At 61.7% G+C, this 24,524-nt stretch carries 21 protein-coding genes; 17 read left to right on the forward strand and 4 right to left on the reverse strand.

Going from position 1 to position 24,524, the window contains the following annotated elements:
* Positions 1-2 precede the first annotated feature (2 nt).
* A complete protein-coding gene (locus tag MJQ68_RS14515) occupies positions 3-1,802 on the forward strand; it encodes a sodium:solute symporter family protein (RefSeq protein ID WP_238751855.1) in 1,800 nt (599 codons plus the stop codon).
* On the opposite strand, the gene treF is transcribed toward MJQ68_RS14515, so the two are convergent.
* A complete protein-coding gene (treF, locus tag MJQ68_RS14520) occupies positions 1,768-3,417 on the reverse strand; it encodes an alpha,alpha-trehalase TreF (RefSeq protein WP_238751856.1) in 1,650 nt (549 codons plus the stop codon). The two genes, MJQ68_RS14515 and treF, sit on opposite strands and share 35 nt — an antisense overlap.
* A gap of 76 nt (positions 3,418-3,493) precedes the next feature.
* Between treF and MJQ68_RS14525 the strand changes: the two genes are divergently transcribed.
* Genes MJQ68_RS14525 through MJQ68_RS14535 form a run of 3 tightly spaced genes read left to right on the forward strand, consistent with a single transcriptional unit; the run spans position 3,494 to position 7,210 of the window.
* Positions 3,494-5,344 carry a heparinase II/III domain-containing protein gene (locus tag MJQ68_RS14525; protein ID WP_238751857.1) on the forward strand — a complete coding sequence of 617 codons (1,851 nt, stop codon included), beginning with the start codon at positions 3,494-3,496 and terminating at the stop codon, positions 5,342-5,344.
* 27 nt (positions 5,345-5,371) lie between these two features.
* Entirely contained in the window at positions 5,372-6,565 is a 1,194-nt protein-coding gene (locus MJQ68_RS14530) for an amidohydrolase family protein (protein WP_238751858.1), read from the forward strand.
* Between the two features lie 42 nt (positions 6,566-6,607).
* Complete coding sequence (locus MJQ68_RS14535) at positions 6,608-7,210, forward strand: hypothetical protein (protein WP_238751859.1); 603 nt, start codon at positions 6,608-6,610, stop codon at positions 7,208-7,210.
* Here the strand turns inward: MJQ68_RS14535 and MJQ68_RS14540 are convergent.
* Entirely contained in the window at positions 7,194-9,626 is a 2,433-nt protein-coding gene (locus tag MJQ68_RS14540; protein WP_238751860.1) for an alpha-L-rhamnosidase-related protein, read from the reverse strand. The two genes, MJQ68_RS14535 and MJQ68_RS14540, sit on opposite strands and share 17 nt — an antisense overlap.
* Positions 9,627-9,684: 58 nt before the next feature.
* Here MJQ68_RS14540 and MJQ68_RS14545 point away from each other — a divergent pair, with 58 nt between their 5' ends.
* A complete protein-coding gene (locus MJQ68_RS14545; RefSeq protein WP_238751861.1) occupies positions 9,685-10,485 on the forward strand; it encodes an SDR family oxidoreductase in 801 nt (266 codons plus the stop codon).
* Here MJQ68_RS14545 and MJQ68_RS14550 read toward each other — a convergent pair.
* Positions 10,458-11,690 carry an O-antigen ligase family protein gene (locus tag MJQ68_RS14550; RefSeq protein WP_238751862.1) on the reverse strand — a complete coding sequence of 411 codons (1,233 nt, stop codon included), beginning with the start codon at positions 11,688-11,690 and terminating at the stop codon, positions 10,458-10,460. The two genes, MJQ68_RS14545 and MJQ68_RS14550, sit on opposite strands and share 28 nt — an antisense overlap.
* Positions 11,691-11,739: 49 nt before the next feature.
* Between MJQ68_RS14550 and pheS the strand changes: the two genes are divergently transcribed.
* Entirely contained in the window at positions 11,740-12,792 is a 1,053-nt protein-coding gene (gene pheS, locus MJQ68_RS14555; RefSeq protein WP_238751863.1) for a phenylalanine--tRNA ligase subunit alpha, read from the forward strand.
* 21 nt (positions 12,793-12,813) lie between these two features.
* Here pheS and MJQ68_RS14560 read toward each other — a convergent pair whose 3' ends face one another.
* A complete protein-coding gene (locus tag MJQ68_RS14560; RefSeq protein WP_238751864.1) occupies positions 12,814-13,692 on the reverse strand; it encodes a UbiA-like polyprenyltransferase in 879 nt (292 codons plus the stop codon).
* 124 nt (positions 13,693-13,816) lie between these two features.
* Here MJQ68_RS14560 and MJQ68_RS14565 point away from each other — a divergent pair, with 124 nt between their 5' ends.
* The 11 genes from MJQ68_RS14565 (at position 13,817) to MJQ68_RS14615 (ending at position 24,504) form a co-directional block, all read left to right on the forward strand.
* Entirely contained in the window at positions 13,817-15,118 is a 1,302-nt protein-coding gene (locus MJQ68_RS14565) for an LVIVD repeat-containing protein (protein ID WP_238751865.1), read from the forward strand.
* A 43-nt stretch (positions 15,119-15,161) separates the two neighbouring features.
* Positions 15,162-15,749, forward strand: a complete 588-nt coding sequence (locus MJQ68_RS14570) for a hypothetical protein (protein WP_238751866.1) — start codon at positions 15,162-15,164, stop codon at positions 15,747-15,749.
* Positions 15,750-16,304: an RNA polymerase sigma factor gene (locus tag MJQ68_RS14575; RefSeq protein ID WP_238751867.1), complete on the forward strand. Its 555-nt coding sequence runs from the start codon at positions 15,750-15,752 to the stop codon at positions 16,302-16,304.
* Positions 16,294-17,535: a hypothetical protein gene (locus MJQ68_RS14580; RefSeq protein ID WP_238751868.1), complete on the forward strand. Its 1,242-nt coding sequence runs from the start codon at positions 16,294-16,296 to the stop codon at positions 17,533-17,535. The genes MJQ68_RS14575 and MJQ68_RS14580 overlap by 11 nt, the downstream gene beginning before the upstream one ends.
* Before the next feature lie 36 nt (positions 17,536-17,571).
* Complete coding sequence (locus tag MJQ68_RS14585; protein ID WP_238751869.1) at positions 17,572-17,973, forward strand: hypothetical protein; 402 nt, start codon at positions 17,572-17,574, stop codon at positions 17,971-17,973.
* Positions 17,974-18,014: 41 nt separating this feature from the next.
* Complete coding sequence (locus MJQ68_RS14590; protein ID WP_406613065.1) at positions 18,015-18,494, forward strand: acyl-CoA thioesterase; 480 nt, start codon at positions 18,015-18,017, stop codon at positions 18,492-18,494.
* A 27-nt stretch (positions 18,495-18,521) separates the two neighbouring features.
* The gene (locus MJQ68_RS14595) at positions 18,522-19,292 is read left to right on the forward strand and encodes an exodeoxyribonuclease III (protein ID WP_238751871.1); all 771 of its coding nucleotides are present in this window, start codon (positions 18,522-18,524) and stop codon (positions 19,290-19,292) included.
* A gap of 12 nt (positions 19,293-19,304) precedes the next feature.
* Positions 19,305-20,435 (forward strand): cysteine desulfurase family protein, encoded by a 1,131-nt coding sequence (locus MJQ68_RS14600; RefSeq protein WP_238751872.1) that lies wholly within the window; start codon positions 19,305-19,307, stop codon positions 20,433-20,435.
* A gap of 26 nt (positions 20,436-20,461) precedes the next feature.
* Positions 20,462-20,998, forward strand: a complete 537-nt coding sequence (locus MJQ68_RS14605) for a hypothetical protein (protein ID WP_238751873.1) — start codon at positions 20,462-20,464, stop codon at positions 20,996-20,998.
* Positions 20,999-21,060: 62 nt separating this feature from the next.
* Positions 21,061-22,485, forward strand: a complete 1,425-nt coding sequence (gene gatB / locus MJQ68_RS14610) for an Asp-tRNA(Asn)/Glu-tRNA(Gln) amidotransferase subunit GatB (protein WP_238751874.1) — start codon at positions 21,061-21,063, stop codon at positions 22,483-22,485.
* Between the two features lie 12 nt (positions 22,486-22,497).
* Positions 22,498-24,504, forward strand: coding sequence for an alpha-amylase family protein (locus tag MJQ68_RS14615; RefSeq protein WP_238751875.1), 2,007 nt, complete (start codon positions 22,498-22,500; stop codon positions 24,502-24,504).
* The last annotated feature ends 20 nt before the right edge of the window (positions 24,505-24,524 follow it).

Below are 24,524 nucleotides of genomic sequence, written 5' to 3' on the forward strand. Positions count from 1 at the left end.
CCATGCAGCTTACCTCCCTGGACTGGATCATTGTTTTTGCCTTTTTTGCCATCACCCTCGGGATCGGCCTGTGGGCCAGCCGGGATTCCGGCAAGTCGACCAGCGAGTTTTTTCTGTCGGGCCGTAACATGCCCTGGTGGCTGCTGGGCGTATCGATGGTGGCTACCACCTTTTCAGCCGATACCCCTAACCTGGTCACGGATATTGTACGCAAGCAGGGGGTAGCCGGTAACTGGGCTTGGTGGGCCTTCCTGCTTACGGGGATGCTGACGGTGTTCGTGTACGCCAGATTGTGGCGGCGCTCGGGGGTGCTTACCGATCTGGAGTTCTACGAGCTCCGGTACGCGGGAGCTCCGGCCCGCTTCCTGCGGCAGTTCCGGGCGATCTATCTGGGGGTGTTCTTTAACGTGATGATCATGGCTACGGTCTGTCTGGCAGGCATTAAGATCGCCGGCGTACTGCTGGATATCGATCCGGTCACTACGGTGGTGATGGTCTCGGTAGTTACCGTAATCTATTCCGCGCTCGGCGGACTCAAGGGGGTGATCCTGACCGACTTCGTGCAGTTCATCTTCGCCATGGTGGGGGCGATCTGGGCGGCCTACGTGATCGTCAACCTGCCTGAAGTAGGCGGGCTGGACGAGCTGTTCGCGCATGCGGAGGTCAGCGAGCGGCTGGATCTACTGCCCGACTTTACCAACCCCGAGATGTACGTTCCGCTATTTGTGGTCCCCATTGCAGTGCAGTGGTGGAGTGTCTGGTACCCCGGGGCCGAGCCCGGCGGCGGCGGCTACGTGGCCCAACGCATGCTGGCGGCAAAGGGAGAGAATCATGCGGTAGGGGCTACCCTACTATTCAATGTGTTCCACTACGCGCTGCGGCCCTGGCCGTGGATCCTGATCGCGCTCTGCTCGATTGTAGTGTTTCCCGACCTAGACAGTATTGCAGCGGCATTCCCGAACGTAGCCAAGAAGGTGATCAACGACGACCTGGCCTACCCCGCTATGCTGAGCTACCTGCCCACCGGCCTGCTGGGCCTGGTGATCGCCTCCCTGATCGCCGCGCTGATGTCTACCCTATCTACCCACCTCAACTGGGGATCGAGCTACGTGGTGCACGACTGGTACCACCGCTTCATCGATCCCGAGGCGAGTGAGGACCGGTTGGTGCTCATCGGCCGCATCAGCACCGTCGTACTGATGGTGCTGGCGGCGTTCTTTGCGCTGGCGCTGTCCAATGCCCTGCAGGCCTTCAATATCCTGCTGCAGATCGGAGCCGGTACCGGACTGATCTTCATCCTCCGCTGGTTCTGGTGGCGCATCAATGCCTATACGGAGATCGCGGGCATGTTCGTGAGCTTCGTCGTGGCGCTCTTTCTGGAGTTCGGCTGGGATGATCTAGGGCTGCCCGCTCTGCTGGATTACCAGAAACTTTTACTGGGGATCGGACTCACTACCGTCGGATGGCTCGCGGCCACCTTCGCGACCCGCCCCACCGATATAGCCACCTTACAGAACTTTTATACTACTACACGGCCGGGCGGACCGGGCTGGAAACCGGTGGTCACTACCCTACCGCAACCCATTAGCACCGGGCACGACGGGCAACTGCCGCTGCGTATCCTGGCGATGCTGGTCGGTGCGATCGCGATCTACTCCCTGCTCTTCGCTACCGGCTTCTACCTGTATGGTGAGTGGACCAATGCGATCACGGCCGGCGTAGTCGCCGCCGCCGGTATCGGTGGTTTGCTGCTGATCTGGAACAATCTTAATCCATCTCCTCCCGCCGGCCGGACTCCGTAGCCATCGGCAGGTACACCCCATTACTCCAGCCGAAGCCGTCCTGCACGGGGTACTCTCCACCGCCGGCCTCTAGGGTGATGTCCTCGACGTTATACTTCTCGACCATCTTGTCTACGTTCGCGTAGACCCGCTCGTTGTTGTCCATCCAGCGGCTACGGATCGTTTGGGCCAGGGCATCGTGGCCATAGTCGCGCAGTCCGGCATAAGCCATCCACTGCAGTGGGGGCCAGCCGTTGGGGGCATCCCACTGCTGTCCGGTGGCCTTTAGGCTGGTGCGTAATCCACCGGGGGCAAGGAAGTCCGTCTCGATGCGGCGGGCTACGGCGGCGGCGCGGTCGTCCGGTGCGGCGCCCACGAACAGGGGGTATACACCCGCGAGTGTGAGGTAGCCGGTGTGCTGGCCGCTGGTCCAGTTCAGGTCTTCGTACCACTTGGTCGCGTCGCTGTAGAGGTATGCATTGATGGCCGCACGCCGGCGTTCGGCGCGGCGGGTCCAGGCCTCCTTTTCCGGGATCAGTTCGGTGTGCTCGGCGATCAGGGTTTCGAGTTTGTACAGCAGCGCATTCAGATCCGGTGGAATAATGTCGGTGGTGATGATGGTTGCGATATTCGTCCCGTCAGCAAACCAGCGGGCGGAAAAATCCCAGCCTGATTCTGCCCCGCTACGCAGGTGGCGGGCCACGAGCTGACTATCGCGGCCGCTCTCGCGGATGGTGAGCACATCCTCCCGGTAGCTCTCCGCCCGCGGCCGGTCGCCGGCATCGTAATAGCGATTGAGTACGGTGGAATCGGCCAGCCAGACCACGTGCTCTACGGCGCGATTGTTGCTGCTGACCTCCGCTTCCCCCTGCATCCAAAATGCGTGCTCGGCCTCTAGTTGTGGCATAAATTCCGTGTACACCGCCTCACCTTCAAGACCGGCCAGCACCTCGACCATGAGACCGAAGAAGGGCGGCTGGGACCGTGTGAGGTAGTACGTCCGGTTGCCGTTGGGGATGAAGCCTAGCTCGTCGATCTGGTAGGCGAAGTTGGTGACCATGGAGCGGACCAGACCATCCCGGCCGGCAGCCGCCAGGCCCAGCAGGGTGAAGTAGCTGTCCCAGTAGTACACTTCACGGAAGCGGCCACCCGGCACCACGTAGTCTTCCGGCAACACGATGAGGCTACCGGCGCTGCCCTCGTCGCTACCCGCCTGCCGGGTCAGTACCGGCCAGAGGGTGTTGATGTGGTCCGTGATGCTGCGCTCGCCGTTGGTCGTGAAGCCGCTGTCGGGGCTGGCGGGCGGGTCGAAGTAGCGTTCCACAAAGGTCTGCAGATCAAAGTTTTCCGACCGCCGTTCTTCCTCGTAGGCGGCCATGATCGCGGCGGCCGATTGTTTCGGGATCATATCCACGAACGTCTTCCCATCGGCAAACACCTGCTCCATCTGCACGGTGCGAAACAACGCACCGAATAGCTCGTCGGGTGCCTGCGGCCGCTCTGCGTCGAGGGAGTCGGTGACCACCCGCACGGTCTGGGCCGTGCTGGCGTCCGTCGGCCGGCTCTGCGGATCACGGTCGGCGTTGCAGCTGTAGGTCAGTACAAGGAGGGCGAGGGCGTAAAGTAGACGTAGCATAGCGTGTGTTGGCCGGGAAAGGTACGCAGGAGAAATTCGGCTGGCGGCGTATTGACCCCGGGCGTATCTTAAGGGTATGCGACTCCTCTACTGCCTCTTCCTCCCACTTTGGCTCGCGGCGCAACCCGGTACGGCACCGGTCGTACCGCTGGACCACGACTTCGATACCGTGACCTGGACCAATCACTTGCGGTTGACACAGCCAAGTCTACTACTGACGCCGGAACGCGTGGATACGCTACGGTCGATCCTTAGCGAAGATTCCACGGTGGCCGACTACTTCCGTGGCCTGCAACACCGAGCGGATGCACTGCTCGACGTCCCGCCACTCGAGCGCAAGCTGGTAGGCCGCCGGCTGCTGGCTACCAGTCGGGAGGCGCTACGCCGCATCAGCACCCTGGGCATGGTCTGGCAAATGACCTCCAAAACCGCCTACCTGGATCGTATGGGCAGCGAGCTGCAGGCGGTGAGCGAATTCAGCGACTGGAACCCCGCACACTTTCTCGACGTGGCCGAGATGTCGCTGGCCGTAGCCATCGGGCTGGACTGGGGCGGCCGGGCCCTTCCGGGGTCGGTGCAGTCCGTAGCCTACGACGCGCTGCTCAACAAGGGGCTGCGCCCCGCCGTAGCCAGTACGGACTGGTGGGTAACGACTGACAATAACTGGAACCAGGTATGCCATGGGGGCGCGATCGCCGCCGCCCTGGTACTGGGCGAGCGGGAACCTAAGTTATCCGGACAGGCGATCGCCCGGGCACTGGAGAATCTACCCTACGCTTTGCGGGCCTACGCACCCGACGGAGCCTATCCGGAGGGCCCCACCTACTGGACCTACGGCACGAGCTATTCGGTGACCACCATTGAGATGCTACGTAGCGCATTGCACACCGACTTCGGTCTGGCGGAAGCGCCCGGCTTTATGGCCAGTGCCATGTTCAGGACGCTCAGCCAGGCCCCCAGCGGGGACTACTACAACTACGGGGATAGCCGGGCGGACGCAGGTACCAACGGGGCCGAGATCCTCGCCTGGTTTGCTGCCGAAACGCAGCAGCCCGCCTACTATCAGGAGAATACCCTAGACCGCGTATACGTAGCCAACCGGGCCTCCACCCGCTTTTCCGCTATTGCATTCCCCTGGGTGGTGCGGGCCATGCAACGGGTAGGAAATACCCCGAACGATGACCTTCCCCTGGCCTGGTCGGCGGCGGGTGCTAACCCCATCAGCTTCCTACGGGATGCGAGTGAACCGACCTTCTTCCTAGCCGCCAAGGGTGGTCGCGCATCCATCAGCCACGGGAATATGGACGCCGGTAGCTTCGTCTTCGAACTCGATGGCGTGCGCTGGTCGGTCGACCTGGGTATACAGGAGTACAATGCCCTGGAGCAGCTCGGATTCGACCTCTGGAGCGATGGACAGGATGCCCCCCGCTGGACCCTGATCTCGAAGAACAACTTCAACCACAGCACCCTCACCGTCAATGAAAGCTTGCACCGGGTGGATGGGTACGCACCGCTGCAGCAGACCTCCGCCAACTCGCTGCGCATCGACCTCAGTGATGTGTTTGCCGGACAGCTCGATGCAGCCAGCCGCAGTTTTACTAAAACCGGGCCCCGAAGTCTCCTCGTTTCGGATACTCTGGATACCAGCGCCGCCACCGAATCGGTCACCTGGCAGCTGATGACTACCGCCAATGTCACCCTCACCCCCTACGGCGCACGCCTGCGGCAGGGAGACCAGTGGCTGGATGTGCGTATCGAGCAGCCCGCCGGCCTGCAGTTCTCCGTTACGCGCCTGAACCCACCGCCGCTGAGTTACGATATGCGCGTATCGGGTCTGCAACGATTGGAGCTACACATCCCGCCCGACCTGCTGGAACTACAGACGGTACTGCACGTACGGCTTACCGGAGACGAGCCGGAGCGATAACTTCGCCCCCTCAGCTTCGACCCCTCTATGCCCCACTTTACCGCCGACTACGTCTACCCCATTGCCTCGCCACCCATCCGCAACGGTATCGTAGAGGTGGACGAAGGGGGGACCATTCTCAGCGTGACCGACCCGATCGGACCGGAATTCACCGCACCGGCGGTCCCGCCCCAACGCGTAGACGGCATACTGATCCCTGGTTTCATCAATGCGCACTGCCACCTGGAGCTCAGTCACTTGCGGGGAAAGAGTGCCACGGGCAAAACACTGCTGCCCTTTCTGGTCGACGTGATCACGCTGCGGGAGTCAACACAGCAAGCCATTGATCAGGCCATCGCCGAACAGGACCGGCAGATGTGGGAACGCGGCATTCAGGCCGTCGGCGATATCTGCAATAAGCTGGATACGGCGGAGGTAAAGCGGGTCAGCCCCATCACCTACTACAGCTTCGTGGAGATGTTCGACTTCCTGCAGCCGGACCGGGCGGAGGCCAGCTACGCCATGTACCGACCGGTGTACGACGGTCAGCCCGCGCCGAAAAGTGCCGTGCCCCACGCACCCTATACGGTAAGTGATGCACTCTATCCCCTGATCAATCAGCTCAATACGAACAGTGAGACGGTCAGCATTCACAATCAGGAAACCGTGGCCGAAGACCGGCTCTTTCAGACGGGGGAGGGTCCATTCCGGGACTTCTTTACCGGTTTCGGGGCCACGCTGGATCACTTCGATGCGCCGGGGACGCCGTCCATCTACCACGCGCTGCAGCGCATGGATCCCGCTAAGCGGACGCTATTCGTGCACAACACCCTCACCACCGAGGAAGCCATCCTGGCCGCCCAGGCCTGGGGCGAGAACGGTGTATACTGGGCCACCTGTCCCAACGCCAACCTCTACATCGAGAACCGCCTGCCCCGCTACGACCGCTTCCTGAACACGGGCGCCAAAGTATGTGTAGGTACCGACAGCCTGACCTCCAACTGGCAGCTCGACATACTGGAAGAGCTCAGGACCATCACCCGCTACCAAAGCTATGTACCCTTTGCCGCCCTACTACGCTGGGCTACGCTCAACGGCGCCGAAGCCCTGCAACTGGACGACCGTATGGGAAGCCTGGAAGTGGGCAAACGGCCGGGGCTACTGCAACTCACGGGTCTGCAGGGGCAACGGCCGGAGCACTTTACTATCGGGGCGCGGACGCAGGTGCGCAGGTTGGTATAACAAGCGGACCAACTCTGACGCCGCACTGGGTGTCTTATGGCTATGCTCAGACTCTTCGTGCTCCTGCTGCTTAGCTGCCCCCTAGTTGCCCAGACCGCCCGACTAGACCCCGAGGCGGTGGCCGCGCCGGACAAGAGTTGGGAAGAATCACGCCGCTGGCTGCAGGTTGACGAGCTCGCGGGCCGCTTTCGCATTGAGACGCCCGGTCCGCTGGAGCACAAGATCGATACCCTGGACACCGCTGTGGGGGAGCAGATCTTCCACACCTACTTCTTCAAGGTTCCGGACCTGGAGCGGGCCGAGAACGTGATCTACGTGCTTAGCTACGTCGACTACCCGGCGGGCGCGCTGCACCAGGATAGCACGGAGCTGGTACAGGAGCTGCTGCGGTCTACCGAAGAATCCGCCGCCGAAGCCCTGCGGGGCGAGGTGGTGTACGCTACGGAGCGGGAGGTCACGGGCTTTCCGGGCAGGATCTGGCGCATCGACTACAAGGAGGGGGCGGCTACGGCGCGCACGCTGGCCTTCGTGGTGGAGCAGCGCTACTACGAGCTCAAGACCTTTTCCCTGACCGGGCGGGGGCTGAGCGAGTCGTCCGATAAGTTCTTCAAGAGTTTTCGGCTGCTTTCTACCGGCCCCGGTTGATCGGTAAACACTCCACGTATATCTCCCGCGATGTGCCGGCCGGTACGCGCACCTTCTCCCCCCGCCAGTGCAGGCTGACGTCCCGCCCTGCGCTGCTCACCGTACCCCGAATGCCCGATTCACCGGATCGTTGCAAGTCAAAGCGCACTCCACCCCGCCCCCGTAGGAAGGGGTAGTACCCCTGCATGCTAGTCAGGTGTCCGAAGGCCGGCCGCATAACTACCTGCCCCTCAGGATTTATATCGTCGATCCCTGCCAACAGGGTATAAACGAACAGCGCCGGTGCTGCCCCCCAGGGATGGGCCTCCGAACGGGTGGGCTTGGTGGGTGTCTCGAAGCGCTCGACCTGGGTGGTGGCCCCCTCGGCAATCATATCGTACCAGGGTTGCAGGGCGTGGCGTAGGAGATCGGCCCGCTGGTGGAGTCGCAGGGCTTCCAGCAGGTAATAGCGGAAGTAGTACGTGGCGGGCACCAGGCTACTATCGCGTACGGTGGTTTGGAGTACGGCATCGATAGCTGCTTCGGGAATCACCCCCGTCAGGACCGCCAGGATGTTGCTGTGCTGATCAAAGAAATCCAGACTGGAGCGCTCGGCGACCAGGTGACGATCCGGGAGGTAGTACTTGCTACGAATGGCCTCCACGACTTGCCGGTGACGTGTCCCGTAGTCGTCTCCCGTTTGCTCCAGCGCAGCAGCCAGCAAACTTGCCGACTGAAGGGCATGCGCGTACTGTAGGGTATAGGGGACCGAGGCATTGGGGTCACCCCCCTCGGCCAGGCCGTGTTTACCGTTGGGGTACCAGTCTACGAAGGGTTTGTACATCACCCCCCTAAGTAATCCACTGGCCGGGTCGTAGTGCCGGGCAAAGTAGTCCAGCGTCAGGCGAATACCGGGCAGCAGGGGGCGCACGAAGGCTGTATCATTGGTGCGTGCGAAATAATCCCATACCATATCCACGTACACCAGGGAATAGCTGGAGTGAAAGAAGTTGTGCCGTAGCGGGAAGCAACTTTTAAGCATACCCTCCGGGTTGCGTCCGTGGTGAAAATCCAGCAGGGCGTTGCGGGTATGGCGGTCGTCGCCACTTAGGGCCTGCCAGACTAGGGCGTGCACCTTCGTGTCACCGACGTACTGCATCGTCTCGTAGTACGCATCGCTCAAGAAATAATCCTGCGTGCAGAGTTCGACCGTGCGCCGGCCCGCGGCCACTATGCTATCCAACCGGGCGTCGTCACTCTGCCAGCTAGCCGTAATGGGGATACTACTCGTAACCCGGTCCAGCGTAGGCGCATACAACTGTAGCGGGTGTGCAGCCGTCTCGACCAGGATCTCCAGGTAGCGGCACGTCCGGTACCAGGTGGGCACGTAGCTGCGCTCCGCGCTACCATCCGGTAGCACCACGTCGAAGTACCCCTTGACCAGCTTACCTGCCGTACTATCCCGGTGGGGCTTCGTTCGATCCTCGTTGAAGAGATTTTCCGCCCAGGTATACTTGATCCTGGCTCCCGCCCCGCCCGACCAGCGTAGGGTAGCAAGGCCCAGGGTCACTTCCTGCATGTCCAGCAGCAGGCGGTAACTGCCGTGGGCGGGCAGGTCCACGGCTTCGCTACCGGCAGTCCAGTCCGGGGGCAGGCGTACGCCCTCCTGGATCGGCACCCGCCGAAACCTCTGCTGGCTTCGCCGCTGTGGTGGCACGGTACGCGGCTGTAGCATCCATCGGAATCCGGTGCCGTCCGTCACCTCACTGCCCTGCTCGATAAACACCGCTGGGCGCCAGTGCGCCGCGTCGTACACCGGCTGTTCCCAGCCCCACGGGTGGGCCGCGACGTGCAGGCTGTCGGTGGGGTTGTTGGCGTACAGACCGCCGATGATGTCGTTATTCCCCGTACGCCACTTCACCTCATGCGCCCTGATGCTGTTATCGATCAGGCATTGATAGTTTCCGTCATACCCCGTCGTAGTCAGCACCTCGGCCGCCCCGTAGCCCTGTACCAACAGCGCCGTGTGTACACTCTGCAGACCGAACATGCGGTGGTAGCCCCAGTTGACAACCTGCACCGCCAGCGTGTTTTGCCCGGGGCGCAGGTAGTCCGTCAGGTCGATACGGTCCAGCCGCCAGTGCTCGACATCGCCAAGCTGCGGACCGAACGCCACCCACGCTCCGTTCAGGTAGAGCCGAAAGTGGTTATCCGCCGTCACGTCCACCACGAAGCTATCCGGTAGCGTAGTCACCTCAAAGTCCCGGCGGAACAACACTACGCCATGCTCCTGCCCCGCTACCTCGGGATGGGTGATCCAGTTCGCGCCTAGGCGGTATTCCGCCGCGGGCCAGGGCGGGGCCGCCGGTGCAAGGGCCAGGACGGGAAGGGCATACCACAGCAGATTTAGCACGGTGAAGGACTGTAGGAAGCTCATCCTCCTAAGGTAGCGAACCGCTGCGTTACCCCAGTCGTTGAACGGACAAACCCTACCCATGCAGATTGATTTAGCCGGCCAGACCGCCATTGTCACCGGATCAAGTACCGGCTTGGGTAGAGCCTGCGCCCTGGGCCTGGCCGCCGAGGGAATGAACGTGGTCGTGAACTACCACAGCAGCAAGGAAGAAGCAGACGGCACGGCACAGGAGATCATCGATTGCGGCGGGAAGGCTATCGTCGTACAGGCCGATGTCTCCAAGGAAGAAGACGTGCAGCGCATGTTTGCCGCCTGCCAGGAAGCCTATGGCCACCTGGATGTAGTAGTGGCCAACGCCGGTCTGCAGGCCGATGCCGCGTTTACGGAAATGACCCTGGCCGAATGGAATCGCGTGATCAGCGTAGACCTCACGGGGCAGTTCCTCTGTGGTCGTGAGGCCGCCCGGGTGTTCCGCAGGCAGGGGGTAAACGGGCACAGTAAATCCGCCGGTAAGATCATCTGCATGAGCAGCGTACACGACGAGATCCCCTGGGCCGGCCACGTCAACTACGCCGCCGCCAAGGGGGGCGTCAAGATGCTCATGGAGTCGATGGCACAGGAACTAGCCATCGACAAGATCCGCGTCAACGCCATCTCCCCCGGCGCCATCCGCACCGATATTAACAAGGACGCCTGGAGTACCGACGAGGCAATGGACAAGCTGCTGCAACTGATCCCCTACGGCCGCATCGGGGAGGGGGAGGATGTAGCCAACCTCTGTGTGTTCCTCGCCAGCGACCTGAGCGACTACATCACCGGCACCTCGATCCACATCGACGGGGGCATGATGCTCTACCCCGGCTTCCGGTACGGGGGGTAGCCGAACAGGAGCATCACGAGGGTGAAGAGGGTAACTCCCGCGGAAGTCTCCAGCGTATTTTCTACCAGACAACTGAGTACGAAGACGGTCCACAGCGCAAAGAACAGCGGATCACGCCACCTACTACCCCCAAAGCCGATCAGCAGGAAGCACCCTATAGTGATCGCACACCCCACTACCCCACCCGCCGCCAGCGCACTGACGAACTGGTTGTGTGGACGCTTGCCGGACGTGCCGGGTAGCGCCTCGGCGTACTGTTCGTCCATTGCCTGCCGCAGGTTACCGTAGCCTACCCCCAGCAGCGGGTGCTCTTGCCAAACGTTTAATCCAAGGCGAATGCTGGTCAGCCGGCCGGTGTCCGAGTAGTCAGCGGTATCCTGAGTAGCATCGCGGTGTAGCAGCTCGTAGCGCATGTACTGTAGCTTAGTCCGGAAGGTGGGTACCGTCAGGTATGCAACTAGGGGCAGTAGACACAGCCCGACGAGTCCGATCACCAGCCCCCGGTACCGCCCCTGCTGCACGGCGCGCCAGAGGAGCACTACGCCCATACCTGCGTACGCCGTAGCCAGTCCGGACCGCACCGCCAGCAGGTGCAGACCTACGAACAGGCAGCCCCCAAGTCCCAGCAGCCACTGCTTCCTGTACTGTAGACCGCTGTGTACTCCTATGACCGCGGCCAGGGCCACCAGCAGGCTGAAGCGGATGTGATTATTTCGCGGTACTGGCATCGCCTGACCCTTGACAATCAGTGCGTTGATCTCCTTAAAGTGGAGTCCATAATTAACCAGTACGCCGGCCAGTACGACACCAATGAAGGCACAGAGTAGCGTACGGAAAAGCAGGGCGCGCCGGCCACCCGCGCTGGTGATAATCCACGTACCCGCCCAGGCGATCGGCAGGAGTAGCAAGGGAATCTTGATGCGCAGGCGTTCCAGCAGGTAGCTCCAATCCTCGGTCTGCCAGATCGATACCAGCATAACCAGGTAGAGCCCGGCTAGGCCCCAGAACAGCGAGCTGCGGAGCATGTCGGGAAGGTGGGTGAGCCAGCGCCGGTTGACCCCCGTGCGGGGGTGTAGGATCAGTACGATCACCGTAAGAATGGTGGCGATGGAAAGCACGACCGGCGAGAACACCATGCCGATGAATATGCCAGGGATCCCGATCCCCAGCCACCCGACCTCCCGCGCCAGTTGCTTAGCGTTCACCCGGGCAAGATAGCCTGACTCGCCGCAGCGTGGCTATCTTCGCCGCCCCATGGAAGTATTCGATCGCCTCAACACCCTCATTACCGAAATTTTATCTACCCCAGCCGCTACGACGGAGGAGGTAGAACGCTTTCGCATCACGTACCTGGGTACGAAAAACGTGCTCAAGCCCCTGATGGGGGAGATCCGTACCATACCCAATGAGCGCAAGCGGGAGTTCGGACAGCTCGTGAACCGCGCAAAGGAAGTGGCACAGCAACGGTACAACGATTTGCAGCGGGCGGTGCAGCAGGAGCAGTCCGAGCAGCAGGGCAGCAGCCTTGACCTCACCGCCCCGGCCGAACCCCTACCACTGGGTAGCCGCCACCCGATTGCACTGACCATGCGCCGTATCATATCCATCTTCGAACGCATCGGCTTCACGGTAGCCGAAGGACCCGAGATCGAGGACGACTGGCACAACTTCTCGGCCATGAACACCCCAGAGGACCATCCGGCGCGGGATATGCAGGATACCTTTTACGTCGCCGCCGGCATGCCCGCCGGACCCGACCACACCGCGATGCTGCTGCGTACGCACACCAGCTCCGTACAGGCACGGACGATGGAGTCACAGGCTCCCCCCATCCGCATCATCGCTCCCGGCCGCGTGTACCGCAACGAGACCATCAGCGCGCGCAGCCACGCGCAGTTCCATCAGGTCGAGGGACTCTACATTGCCGAGGGGGTGAGCTTCGCGGATATGAAGGCTACGCTGCTGCACTTCGCCCGGGAGATGTACGGGGCCGATACTAAAATTCGGCTGCGTCCCAGCTACTTCCCCTTCACCGAGCCCAGTGCGGAGATGGACATCTGGTGGGGACTGGAAACCAAACACGACCACCGCATCACCAAGGGCACCGGCTGGCTCGAGATCATGGGCTGTGGTATGGTAGACCCCCAGGTACTCACCAACTGCGGTATCGATCCGGAACGTTACACCGGCTACGCCTTCGGTATGGGCATCGAGCGGCAGGCTATGCTACTGTACAACATCACTGACATCCGCCTGATGTTTGAGAACGACGTGCGCTTCCTGCGCCAGTTTGCTTCGGTACTGTAGTCAGACTGAGCGGCGACCAGGCTACACGTAAATATCCAGGATGGAGATCACTCCGAAGGCTACGCTGGCCACCCCATTCGTCGTGAAGAACGCCAGATCCACCCGGCTCAGATCACCCGGCCGCACCAGGCTGTGCTGGTAGGCCAGCAGACACAGAAATAGCACGCCCCCCACTACGGTCAGCCAGCCAAACTCGGGATACAACTGCAGCTGCAAATACAGCGCATACGTCAACACGGCCGCACAGCACAGGTGCAGTAGTCGGCCTAGGCGCAGTGCATTGACCGTGCCGAGCTGCACGGGAATGGAGTAGAGTGCTTCCCCCCGGTCGAATTCTTCATCCTGCAACGCGTAGATGATGTCGAAGCCGGCTACCCAGAGCAGTACAACGAGCCCGTAGAGCAGCGGCAGCAGCGCCCAGTGTGCGGTCACTGCCAGGTAGGCACCCACGGGGGCGAGGGCTAAGCCCAGCCCCAGCACAAAATGACAGAGGTAGGTGAATCGCTTCGTGTAGCTGTAGCCCAGGATGACCAGCAGGGCCACCGGCGACAGTGCCAGACAGAGCGGATTGAGCAGGGCCGCTGCACCCACGAAGGCCGCACCATTCAGAATAACGAACAGCAGTGCGGCGCGTGCGGAGATCGTGCCGGCCGGTATTTCCCGCACGGCCGTCCGGCTATTCTTTCCATCGATGTCGCGGTCCAGGTAGCGGTTGAAGCCCATGGCGGCCGAGCGGGCGAACACCATACAGGCAATGACGAGCAGCAGCTTGCGCCCGCTGACTACCCCGTCGGCCAGGGTGGCCAAAAAGAAGCCAAGCAGCGCAAACGGCAGCGCGAATACGGTGTGGGAGAATTTGACGAGGGAAAGAAAACTGCTGACCCGGCGCAGGGTGGACATAGGCGGTAGCAACTGGCGGCGGAAGGTAAAAGCGGCAGCCCGCTACTTTGTTGCTCCACAAAATTTTGCGCGTCACCAACGAAGGTGCCCGGCCACTACGTCTAGCCCGACAAATTACCCCACTATGCGCATCCTACCCTACTTAGTTGCCCTGCCCCTACTGCTGCTGACTGCTTGCCTGAAGGACGAATGCCGCGACACGATCCGCTACCAGGCCTACGATCCGGTGTACATCACCGCCGGCGAGTGGCGCACGGACGATTTTACCTTCGCCCCCTCCGTAGAGGTCTGTGAGCCCACCGGGTTTTACGTCTACGGTGACTACCTCTTCATCGTAGACCGCAACGCGGGCATGCACATCTACGATAACCGCGACAACGACAGCCCCCAGGCGGTGAGCTTCCTCCCCATTCCGGGCGGACAGGGGCTGGCCGTGCGCAACGATATTCTCTACGTCAACCAGTACACTGACCTGCTGGCCTTCGACTTGAGCGATCCCAGTGCTCCACGCTTTCTGCACCGTAGCGAAGACGTCTTCGAAGCCACCAGCGTGTTTGCCGCCCAACTGGGTGGCGGCCAGTTCATCGTAGAGTACACCCCCTCTACGCAGACCTACGAAATGAGCTGCGAGGACGCCCGCTTCGGCTTCCCCACCTTCTGGATGGAAGACCAGATGTTCGTGAATGACATGCTCGCCTTTAATCAGTTCAGTTCTCCCCAGACTGGAGGAGCCTCCGCCGATGTAGTCGGTATGGGGGGCAGCCTGGCGCGCTTCACTATCGCCAACGGTAGTCTGTTCACGGTGGACGACTACACCCTGCGCACCTTTTCGCTGAGCGATCCGGCCCGGCCCGAACTGGTTACCTCCACCGAACTCGGTTGGGGGATCGAGACCATCTTCCCCTACAAGGACCAGCTCTACATCGGCTCCACGACCGGCATGCACATCTACGACGTGAGCTCCCCGCGTGCTCCGGAGCACCTGTCCACCTTCGAGCACGTCCTGAGCTGCGACCCGGTCGTGGTGCAAAACGACATCGCCTACGTCACCATGTGGGGCGGCAGCGACTGCGGTAGCCAGACCGATCAGCTCAGCATCATCGACGTAAGTGACCCCCGGCAGCCGCTTGAGCTAGAGTCCGTGCCGATGGAGCAAAGCCACGGCCTGGGCGTGAGCGGCGACCGGCTCTACCTCTGCGCGGGCACCCTAGGCATCAAGGTATTCGAGCTCACGGCGGAGGGCCGGCTCGGCAAGCTTTTATCCACCCGGCAGGACTTCAACGCCCGCGACGTGATCGTGCGCGGCGACCGCCAGGAGCTCATCGTATTCGGTTGGGAGCAGGCCGGTATCCGGCAGTACGACTACACGGCATCCGGTGAGCTGACGGCGGTGAGTGCGCTATCGGTCTGCCCACAGCCCCTATAGGCTGCCCCTCACCTACCGTATTTTACTCCCTTATCCCATCCCCATGCGCTACTGCATCCTTGTCCTGCTCTGTCTGTCTGCCCCGGCGCTGTTCGCACAGGCTCAGGCAGACGGTTCCTCCCCCCGCCCGTGGCTCCACCAGATCAGCACGACCGTCGGGCTATCCAAAACCGAACCGCCCGCCTGGACGGGCGAAGCGCCCCGCACGAAAACCGGTGTAGGCCTGGCCTACCATATCGTGCGTCCTTTGGGCCGACTCCGGCTAGGGCTAGGTGGGGGTGCGGAGCTTATGGATGAGCAGTGGCGACAGACGCTGCTGCAGCTGACCGGTCTGGCGGAATACCAATTGGGGAACCGCCGTGTGCGTCCGATCGCCCGCCTGCTACTGGGAGCTAACCTCCCGCTCGGAAACAATGATCTGCGGCTGGAGTCGCGCGCTATCGGTCCGGTCGTGCACCCTTCGCTGGGCCTGGTACTACACCCACCCCACGGTAGCCGGGGCAGCATCTTGCTTGACGTAGGTTACCGCTTCAGCCGGGTCGACTATTCGGTGCTCGACGTTAAGGAGGAGCCGATCGACCGGCAGATCGACTACCGCCGGCTCACGTTCACCCTGGCTACCCGCTTCTGAATGGACGGACCGAGCACAGAACGCGAATTAGTGGCGGCCTGCCTGAGGGGGGATCGCCGGGCGCAGGAAGCCTTCTACCGGCGGTATGCCCCGGCCGCTCTGGCCAGTTGCCGCCGCTACGCCCCCGACCGCGAAGAGGCGATGTCACTGCTCAATGGCGGCATGATGAAGGTATTCGAAAAACTACCCCAGTACCGCTGGGAGGGCAGTCTGGAGGGCTGGGTCAGGCGCCTGGTCTTCCGCCATACGGTCGACGAATTCCGTCGCCAGCGGCAACGGCCCGTACTGGAACTAGCCAACTGGGACCAACCCACGGAAGACGCCGTCACCCACCGCCTCTTTGCTGACGACCTCTGCAAACTCATCGACCTACTCCCCGAAACCAGTAAGGAGGTCTTCTGGCTGTTTGCCGTAGAGGGCTACAGCCACGCCGAGATCGCCGCTAAGCTGGACTTCAGCGAGGGCAACAGCCGCTGGCACCTCAACAAGGCCCGTCAACTTTTGCGTGAACGCCTGGCGCACTCCACCCATCAATACAGCCGCTATGCTGGATAAGCACACCCCCCCCTCCTGGTCGCCCGACGAAGCCTTCTGGAACGAAGGGTGGCAAGACATGGACCGCCGCCTCACCGCCCGCCGCCGGCGCGCCCTCCTACCCTGGTTCTTTCTGGGGCTGCTCCTGATCGGACTCTTCATTGCGGGGACGCAGGTGCAGTGGACGGGCCGGGAAACAGACGCTACCGCGACTGCACCCCTGATCTCACCCGTACCGTCCACTACATCCAATACCCCTTCGGCAACAGATTCAGCCACGGCTGCACCGCCCGTGCGTCAGCCAGTGCTCAAGCAGGAGGCCGGCGACCTGCTCACCGTCCGTCGGCCCGCCCGGTTAGCAGCTATTGAGCCTGATGGACAGCTAGCTGGTCGCAACCAATCGGCTACAGAAACCGCCCCCGCACCGGCGCGCCCCGCCCAGCTACCCAGGGAAGTCGAGCCGGGCCGTGACGCAGAAGACCCACGTGACGTACTGCCTGCAGCCGGTACCGTCGCTTCGCTTGCCATAGCACCTATTCCGGTAGCCTGGAGCCTGCCTGAGCTTGCAGCTAGCGCCGCGCTCTCCTACCGCATTGAAGCCCAGGGTCACCAACGATTCAGTATCGCGGTGGGTGCGAGCACCTTCATCGGTTCCTGGCGACCGGGGGGCTACGGACAGCTGGACTATCGGCTCGGACGGGGGCGGTGGCGCTTTCCGGTCAGTCTGCGCTATGACTACGGCCAACGGGATACTCGGTTGGACCAGGATGCTTTGCCGCCGCTGGAGGACTTGACCCAGGTGCCTGTGGTAGGTCTGGCCGGACTATCCGGCGATCCCCGCCATGAGGTACTCGTGTCTCACGAACTGACCCTGCGGGGCGGAGCCGAACGGCACTGGGGCTACGGTGGGCGATTTACTACCGCGGCTGGGCTGGGGCTAGCGTACTTCGCCGGGGGATACGGACCGGTGTACTCGGCCATTCCCGGCCAGGGGGCCCTGGAGCAGCTCGCCGTAAATGATCCAGTAAGCTACTTCAATCAATCGGGTAATCCGGCCCTTTCCGAGCAGGTGCTGCTGAACTCCCAGGTACACCGACTCACCGGTAGCGGCTGGTTACAGCTGGGCTATCGCATCCGGCGCGGTTACGCGGTTCGATTTGGCCTGACGCACCAACTCACGCCGGCTTATGAGGAGGCCGGAATTAGTGTCCATCGGACACGCTTGGACTTAGGCTTGAGTAAAGGCTTCTGAAAGTGCTACCTTCGCGGCCCATTTGCGAATGTGCCCATGAACAAAGACATCTCTCCCCCCGCGGTAACCGGTGTAGGCGTGGCCGTAGTGCCCCGCCAGGATACCGACGAGGCCCTCTGGGACATCTACCTGATCAACCTACGCGATACGCCCCTGGAAAATATCCTGATCACTAGTCAGGGGTATGGAAGCGTCGATGGGGTGGATAAGACCACCACCATTCTGCGTCATTTCCACCAGACGCTCCCCAGCCGGGAGGCCATTATGATCGAGCCCATTCAGAGTTCCCTCTTTGCGATCAGCAACGAGTACTGGGTGAGCTTCAACGACGGCGAGCATATGCTGGACAAGCGCTACGTCTTTGCGCCCGGCACCATTTCCGAGGATACACTGGTAGACCTGCCCGTGCTCGATCGCCCCGGAGTGATCCAGCAGTGAGCCGCCCCGACGCCAAGCGCGTAGCGGACAGCTTCACCACCATGTCGGAGCTGGTCATGCCCAACGACACCAATCCCCAGGACAACCTCATGGGCGGCAACATGCTGCGCTGGATGGATATCTGCTGTGCCATCTGTGCCGGCAAGCACTGCGCCCGGCCGGTCGTCACCGCCAGTGTAGATAACGTGGCCTTCCAGAGCGCGATCCGCAACGGAGAGGTCATCACCCTGGAGGCCAGCGTGACCCGCGCCTTCACCACCAGCATCGAAGTGTACGTCGAGGTCTTCGCAGCCACCATGCAGGGCACCCACCCCCGCCGGACGCACCACGCCTATTTTACCTTTGTGGCGCTGGACAAGGACAACGGCTCCCCCACCCCGGTCCCGGAGCTGCTGCCGCTGACCGAGATCGAGGAGCAGCGGCACGCCGCCGCCCTGCGCCGCCGCGAGCTACGCTTGGTCCTGGCTGGCCGCATGAAGCCCGCCGACGCCCGCCACCTGCAGGAGCTCTTTAGCGCTTAACCTTAACCCCCTTTACCCCCTAACCCCTTGAGAATAGTCACGTACAACGTCAACGGCATCCGCGCCGCCCTGAAGAAGGGACTGGCCGAATGGGCTGCTAATACCGATATCGACGTACTCTGCATTCAGGAGATCAAAGCGCAGCAGGAACAGGTGGATATGGCAGAGCTGGCCGCGATGGGGCTACGCTTCGGCGCCTGGCACAGCGCTACCAGTAAGAAGGGTTATTCCGGCGTCCTGACGCTCAGCAAGGTGGCGCCAGATTTGGTTGTGGAGGGCTGCCAGCTAGCCGACTACGACTGCGAGGGCCGCGTGATCCGTACCGACTTCGGGGAGCTTACCATCCTGAATTGCTACTTCCCCAACGGCGGACAGGGTGATCACCGGCAAGCCTATAAGTACCGTTTTCTGGATGACTTTCTGGCCTTCGTGCAGGACCTGCGGCAGACCCGTCCGAACATCCTCGTCGTAGGAGACTACAACATCGCCCACGAGGCCATCGACCTGCACGCCCCCAAGCGCAACGAGGCTACGACCGGCTTTCTGCCCGACGAGCGCGCGTGGATGACGCGCTGGTTTGCCGAAACGGAGACCGTGGATACTTTCCGCCACCTGTACCCCGATACCGTGGCCTACAGCTGGTGGAGTTACCGCGCCGGAGCCCGCAACAATAACAAAGGCTGGCGCATTGATTACCACAGCCTCAGCCGCAGCTACCTGGACCGCCTGGTCAACGTGCAGCACCTCTCCGACGCCAAGCATTCCGACCACTGCCCCATCCTGCTGGAGCTTAACTAAACCGCCCGCCCCTTGCCCGCCCGCATCTTCCTCGACAACGCCGCTACTACCCCCCTGGACCCCACCGTGTTAGCCGCGATGACCGAAGTCATGGCCGACACCTACGGCAACCCCTCCAGCATCCACGCCGAGGGGCGCAAGGCGCGCAGCCTCATCGAAGCGGCCCGTAAGACCGTAGCCAACGCACTCAACTGTAGCATCGGAGAGGTCTTCTTCACCTCCGGCGGCACCGAGGCCAATAACATGGCGCTGAAGAACGCGGTACGCGATCTCGGCGTGACCCGCATCATCTCCTCCCCCCTCGAGCACCACTGCGTACTCCATAGTCTGGACGCCATCCAGGCCACCGGCGCGGCAACGGTAGAGCAGGTACGCATCGACGCGCTAGGCCACGTAGACCTGGAGGACCTGGCCCAACGGCTAAACTCGGACGACGACCGCAAGACGCTGGTCAGCCTCATGCACGCCAACAACGAGATCGGCAATCTGCTGCCCCTGGAGGAGGTCGCTATTTTGTGCGCGGACGCGGGTGCACTGTTTCACTGTGATACGGTGCAGACCATGGGCTACTACCCCCTCGATCTTGCGGCTACGCGGGTGAATTTCCTGTCCGGCTCGGCCCACAAGTTCTACGGACCCAAGGGCGTAGGCTTCGTGTACATCAGAAACGAGAACATCATCAAGCCCTACCTGGACGGCGGCGCGCAGGAGCGCAATATGCGGGGCGGCACGGAAAACATCTACGGCATCGTCGGTCTGGCTACCGCCCTCGAGCGGGCCCTACTGGAGCAGGACGACCGGATGGTGAAGATGCACGACCTCAAGCGCTACTTCGTGGACCAGTTGCGGCAGCGGGTACCGGATGTACGCTTCAACGGCGATACGGAACGCAGCCACGCCAAGGTGCTGTCGGTGAGTTTTCCCGAGTCACCGAAGGGTGATCTGCTGCTCATGAACCTGGACCTGAACGGCATCTCCGCCAGTGGAGGATCAGCCTGTTCCAGCGGTATCGACGTGGGCTCGCACGTAGTGGGCCACCTGCACCCGGAGTCGCTGCGGCACACCATCCGCTTCAGCTTCAGCCACCACAATACGCGGGAGGAGGTGGATGAGGTAGTGCGCAAGTTGGGGGGAATGCTGTAGGGGATTATCTTTACCCTATGCCTCTAGTGAGAATTCTGCTTCTTATTTTTTTCAGTTGCCTGCTGTTTGCTTGTAACGACGACTACGAAATCCCCCATGCCACGGTAGAGGTTGTCATTGAAGTGATCGAGGCAGAAAATTACAGCGCGGTAGATCTGGGCTTTGATCAGGTAAGAAAACGTACCGCTACGGGCCAGGGAGCTGACGAGACGATCGGCAAATTCAGTCTCGCTCCCGATCTGCTCGATGCGGGTCAGGCCGACTTCACCTTCGATCTGGACCAGGCTACCACCCCATTCCTCACCCTGTACACCGGGGTAGGAGACATCGAAAGCGTGGCACCGCGGTTCACCTCGGCCACCATCCTGGATAAAACTACCGGCGAAGAACGCATCATCGACACCTGCGTCCCCGAGTGGATGGCACTACCCACAAGTACAACCATCGAAGCGGGGGCTACCTACCAGTTGACATTCACGATGGACATGAATCAGCTGCACGTGATCAACGGCGTATGGGCCGTAGATTTCACCTATACGGATCCCGTCCTTACCCGCAAATGATCCGATTGTAGCAGCTACGGGCTGTAGTGCACGCGGCCGAATTACGATCAGCCCCCCCCACCATGTACGAAACCACTATCGGGCTAGAGGCTCATGTTCAGCTAGCTACCGCCAGTAAAGCGTTCTGCGCCGATCGCAATCAGTACGGTGCGGCCCCCAATGAGCAGATCAGTATAGTCAGTCTGGGCTATCCGGGGACCCTACCCTACCTCAATGAGCGACAGGTCGAGTACGCCATCCGCCTCGGACTGGCCCTGGGTTGCCGCATTACACGCCGCAGCACCTTCGACCGCAAGAATTACTTCTACGCCGACCTGCCGAAAGGCTATCAGATCACCCAGGACGAGTCGCCGATCTGCGTGGGTGGTGCACTGCCCGTCCGCTATACCAACCAGCAGGGCGAGGAGGTCGTGCGCGGCATCAAGATCCACCACATCCACATGGAGGAAGATGCGGGCAAGTCCATTCATGCCGCCGGAGAGCCCTGCAGTCGGGTAGACCTGAACCGCGCGGGCACACCCCTGCTCGAGATCGTCACCGAACCCGATCTGCGCAGCGCCGAGGAGGTGGATTCCTTCATGAGCGGTATGCGGCAGCTCGTACGCTGGCTGGACATCAGCGACGGCAATATGGAAGAGGGCAGCCTGCGCTGCGATGTCAACATCAGCGTACGCCCCCACGGTCAGGAAGCCTACGGGACCCGCGCCGAGATTAAGAACATGAACTCCATGCGCTACGCCCGCCGCGCCATCGCCCATGAGGTAGAACGGCAGATCGGCATCCTGGAGTCCGGCGGCAAGGTGCAGCAGCAGACCCGGCAGTTCGATCCGCAGACCGGCACGACCTCCGCCCTACGTACCAAGGAGGACGCGCACGACTACCGCTACTTCCCCGATCCAGATCTGCCCCCGGTGGTGGTCACCCAGGCCTACGTAGACCAGCTGCGGACCAGCCTCGGCGCACTCCCCTGGGACGCCCACGCCGAGCTGCTTGCGCTCGGAGTACACACCGAAGACGCTAGCCTCATTTCCGCCGACCGCATGCACCACGCCACTTTCCTGCGCTACGCGGCCGCTTCTGCCGCCGTGCCGGAGCTCAGCAAGCTCTGGGTCAACCGCATCCTTCCCCACCTTCAGGAACGTCCCCTGATGATCAGCCCGGAGCAGCTTGTCGATGTGCAGCGGCTGATTACCGACGGCTCGGTGAGTGCGGCTAATGCCGCATCCCGTTTGCTGCCCGACCTGCTCGATCGGCCCGGTGATCCACACGCCAGAGCGGAAGAACTGGGCCTGGTCCAGAATACGGATACCGATTTTCTGCGTCAGGTCGCCACCGAAGTCATTGCTGCCCATCCCGATAAGGCGGCCGCCTACCGCAAGGGTAAGAAAGGACTCATCGGCTTCTTTATGGGTGAGGTGATGAAGCGCAGCAAAGGAAGCGCCGAACCCAAAGAAACACAGGCCCTTCTACGTACACTCTTAGCCTAAACCCTCCCCAAAATGGAGCTTACCGATCTTTCCACCTACCGCAGCCACTGGCAGCAGGACGGGCACCAGGCGACCGCAGCCTATACCGAAGGACGTAGTTCCTACATCGCCGATCTTCCCCCCCAGCTAGCATTGGAGCTGTCCGGGATCGAACTGGCTAAGATCCTCTACGCCCGTCTAGGGGCCGCAGACTTCACCGCCGCCCTCAACCCCCAGCATACCGTAGCCAGTCACCTGGCAGACCGGCCCGACGGCGAGTGGCTAAAGCGTTGCAATACCGTAGGCATCAACGTACGGACCATCGGCAGCTTCTGGAACGTATTAAAGTACGCGCTCACCCTACCCGATCACATCCGGGGCATACATCTGCTCCCCATCTGGGAGCCCGGCGTGGTCGGAAGTCTCTACGGCATGGCCAGCTGGAACCTCAATCCGGAATTCCTCGACCTGGAAGCCCTGCGCATGTACCCCCAGCTGCGCACCGTCGAGGCACAGCTTAAGGTGGTCATCAATCTGCTACATACCATGGGCAAATTCGTAGGTATGGACGTCATCCCCCATACCGACCGCTACAGTGAAATGGTGCTCGCCAACCCCAGCTACTTCGAGTGGCTGCGGCGCGATGATCTCACCATCACCGACCACCGCGAGCAGCTACACGAAGACGCCAAGCTAGAGATCGTCAACTGGCTAAATAGCGTGAGCGACGGGAATACCTACCTGGCCGATACCTTCTTTACTCAGTCCGAAGCCGAGCGGCTCATACAGCTGTTCGGTCAGCCACAGGATCACACCGGCCGCCGTGAACGTCGCGTAGCCCTGGTCGATCACCTCTACCGCGCCGGCTTAGAGCCCGTGCCCGCCACCATGGCCCCGCCCTACCGTGGTTTGGAAGTAGACCCCGACCCCGCCGCCCTCACAGTGGACGAGGCCGGTCGTCGCTGGCGGGATTACCGCATCACGCAGCCCACCGAAATGAGCCGCGTGTTCGGCCCCCTGACCCGCTTCAAGCTTTACGGACGACAGGACGATAACCGCGATTGGGCCATCGATTTCGACCGACCACGACCGGAGGTCTGGACATATTTCACGTCGCACTACGCCGACATCCAGGCCCAATACGGCTTCGACTTCATGCGCGGCGATATGTCGCACGTACAGATGCGCCCCGCCGGTGTGCCCGAACAGATCGACGACTACTACGACCCCCTGCGGGCCGTCAAACTTCGCATCGCAGAGACGACACCTCACTTCGCCTACTTCGCCGAGAGCTTCCTCACTCCGCCGGACTACATGGCCTACGGCGATGAGGTACAGCACCTTATGGCAAGCGAGGCAGAAGTTACACTAGGTAACTTGCAGTCCATGGTACCCGGCTCGAGCGAGTTCATGGACGCTCTGGAATCTTATCTGGAGATCGCCGAAGTAACCTCCGTCACGCCGGCCTTTACCGCCATCACCGGTGACAAAGATGATCCCCGCTTCGATCACTTTTACCACCACGGCGAGCTGGCCCGGGTATTCACCGGCTTATTTATGGACCAGCTACCGCTATACTATTCCCTCGGTTTCGAGCAGCGCGATCGCCATCTTTCCCCCGCCCCCAATGAGGTGTACACCAAGCTGTACGTATTTCAGGAGCGCAACGGACCGAAATCGGTCACCGGACCCTGGCAGTGGGGCAGCAACCTGGAGCTGTTCACCGCGCTGCAGGAGCTGCACCGGTTTGCGGCCGGTAGTCTAGCCCATATGGGCGGGGCCGCCGGTGCGGTGCACGTACAGGAAGACGGCGTCGTGTACTGGCAGCGTCCGGACACTTACGGAGATGCCGCCTACCTCTTCGTAGTCAATTTCGCGGCAGAGCTACGTAGCGTACGTATGTCCCTGGTCACCCGATTTACTGCGGCGGAGCTGCTGTACGCCTGGCCGGAGACCGTCCACCATCAGCTGCAGATCGAGGAGGACGTTTCGCTGGGTGATCTGGGTCCGGGTGCCATCAGGTGCTACCGATTGCTTTAGTCTATGGCTGGCCCAGTCTG

The organism is Neolewinella maritima (assembly GCF_923081025.1).
GTDB lineage: Bacteria > Bacteroidota > Bacteroidia > Chitinophagales > Saprospiraceae > Neolewinella > Neolewinella maritima.

Excerpts from the sequence above, each read along its gene's own strand:
- MJQ68_RS14515 (WP_238751855.1), top strand. The coding sequence starts at position 3 with ATGCAGCTTACCTCCCTGGACTGGATCATTGTTTTTGCCTTTTTTGCC.
- treF (WP_238751856.1), bottom strand. The coding sequence starts at position 3,417 with ATGCTACGTCTACTTTACGCCCTCGCCCTCCTTGTACTGACCTACAGC.
- MJQ68_RS14525 (WP_238751857.1), top strand. The coding sequence starts at position 3,494 with ATGCGACTCCTCTACTGCCTCTTCCTCCCACTTTGGCTCGCGGCGCAA.
- MJQ68_RS14530 (WP_238751858.1), top strand. The coding sequence starts at position 5,372 with ATGCCCCACTTTACCGCCGACTACGTCTACCCCATTGCCTCGCCACCC.
- MJQ68_RS14535 (WP_238751859.1), top strand. The coding sequence starts at position 6,608 with ATGCTCAGACTCTTCGTGCTCCTGCTGCTTAGCTGCCCCCTAGTTGCC.
- MJQ68_RS14540 (WP_238751860.1), bottom strand. The coding sequence starts at position 9,626 with ATGAGCTTCCTACAGTCCTTCACCGTGCTAAATCTGCTGTGGTATGCC.
- MJQ68_RS14545 (WP_238751861.1), top strand. The coding sequence starts at position 9,685 with ATGCAGATTGATTTAGCCGGCCAGACCGCCATTGTCACCGGATCAAGT.
- pheS (WP_238751863.1), top strand. The coding sequence starts at position 11,740 with ATGGAAGTATTCGATCGCCTCAACACCCTCATTACCGAAATTTTATCT.
- MJQ68_RS14560 (WP_238751864.1), bottom strand. The coding sequence starts at position 13,692 with ATGTCCACCCTGCGCCGGGTCAGCAGTTTTCTTTCCCTCGTCAAATTC.
- MJQ68_RS14565 (WP_238751865.1), top strand. The coding sequence starts at position 13,817 with ATGCGCATCCTACCCTACTTAGTTGCCCTGCCCCTACTGCTGCTGACT.
- MJQ68_RS14570 (WP_238751866.1), top strand. The coding sequence starts at position 15,162 with ATGCGCTACTGCATCCTTGTCCTGCTCTGTCTGTCTGCCCCGGCGCTG.
- MJQ68_RS14575 (WP_238751867.1), top strand. The coding sequence starts at position 15,750 with ATGGACGGACCGAGCACAGAACGCGAATTAGTGGCGGCCTGCCTGAGG.
- MJQ68_RS14580 (WP_238751868.1), top strand. The coding sequence starts at position 16,294 with ATGCTGGATAAGCACACCCCCCCCTCCTGGTCGCCCGACGAAGCCTTC.
- MJQ68_RS14585 (WP_238751869.1), top strand. The coding sequence starts at position 17,572 with ATGAACAAAGACATCTCTCCCCCCGCGGTAACCGGTGTAGGCGTGGCC.
- MJQ68_RS14590 (WP_406613065.1), top strand. The coding sequence starts at position 18,015 with ATGTCGGAGCTGGTCATGCCCAACGACACCAATCCCCAGGACAACCTC.
- gatB (WP_238751874.1), top strand. The coding sequence starts at position 21,061 with ATGTACGAAACCACTATCGGGCTAGAGGCTCATGTTCAGCTAGCTACC.
- MJQ68_RS14615 (WP_238751875.1), top strand. The coding sequence starts at position 22,498 with ATGGAGCTTACCGATCTTTCCACCTACCGCAGCCACTGGCAGCAGGAC.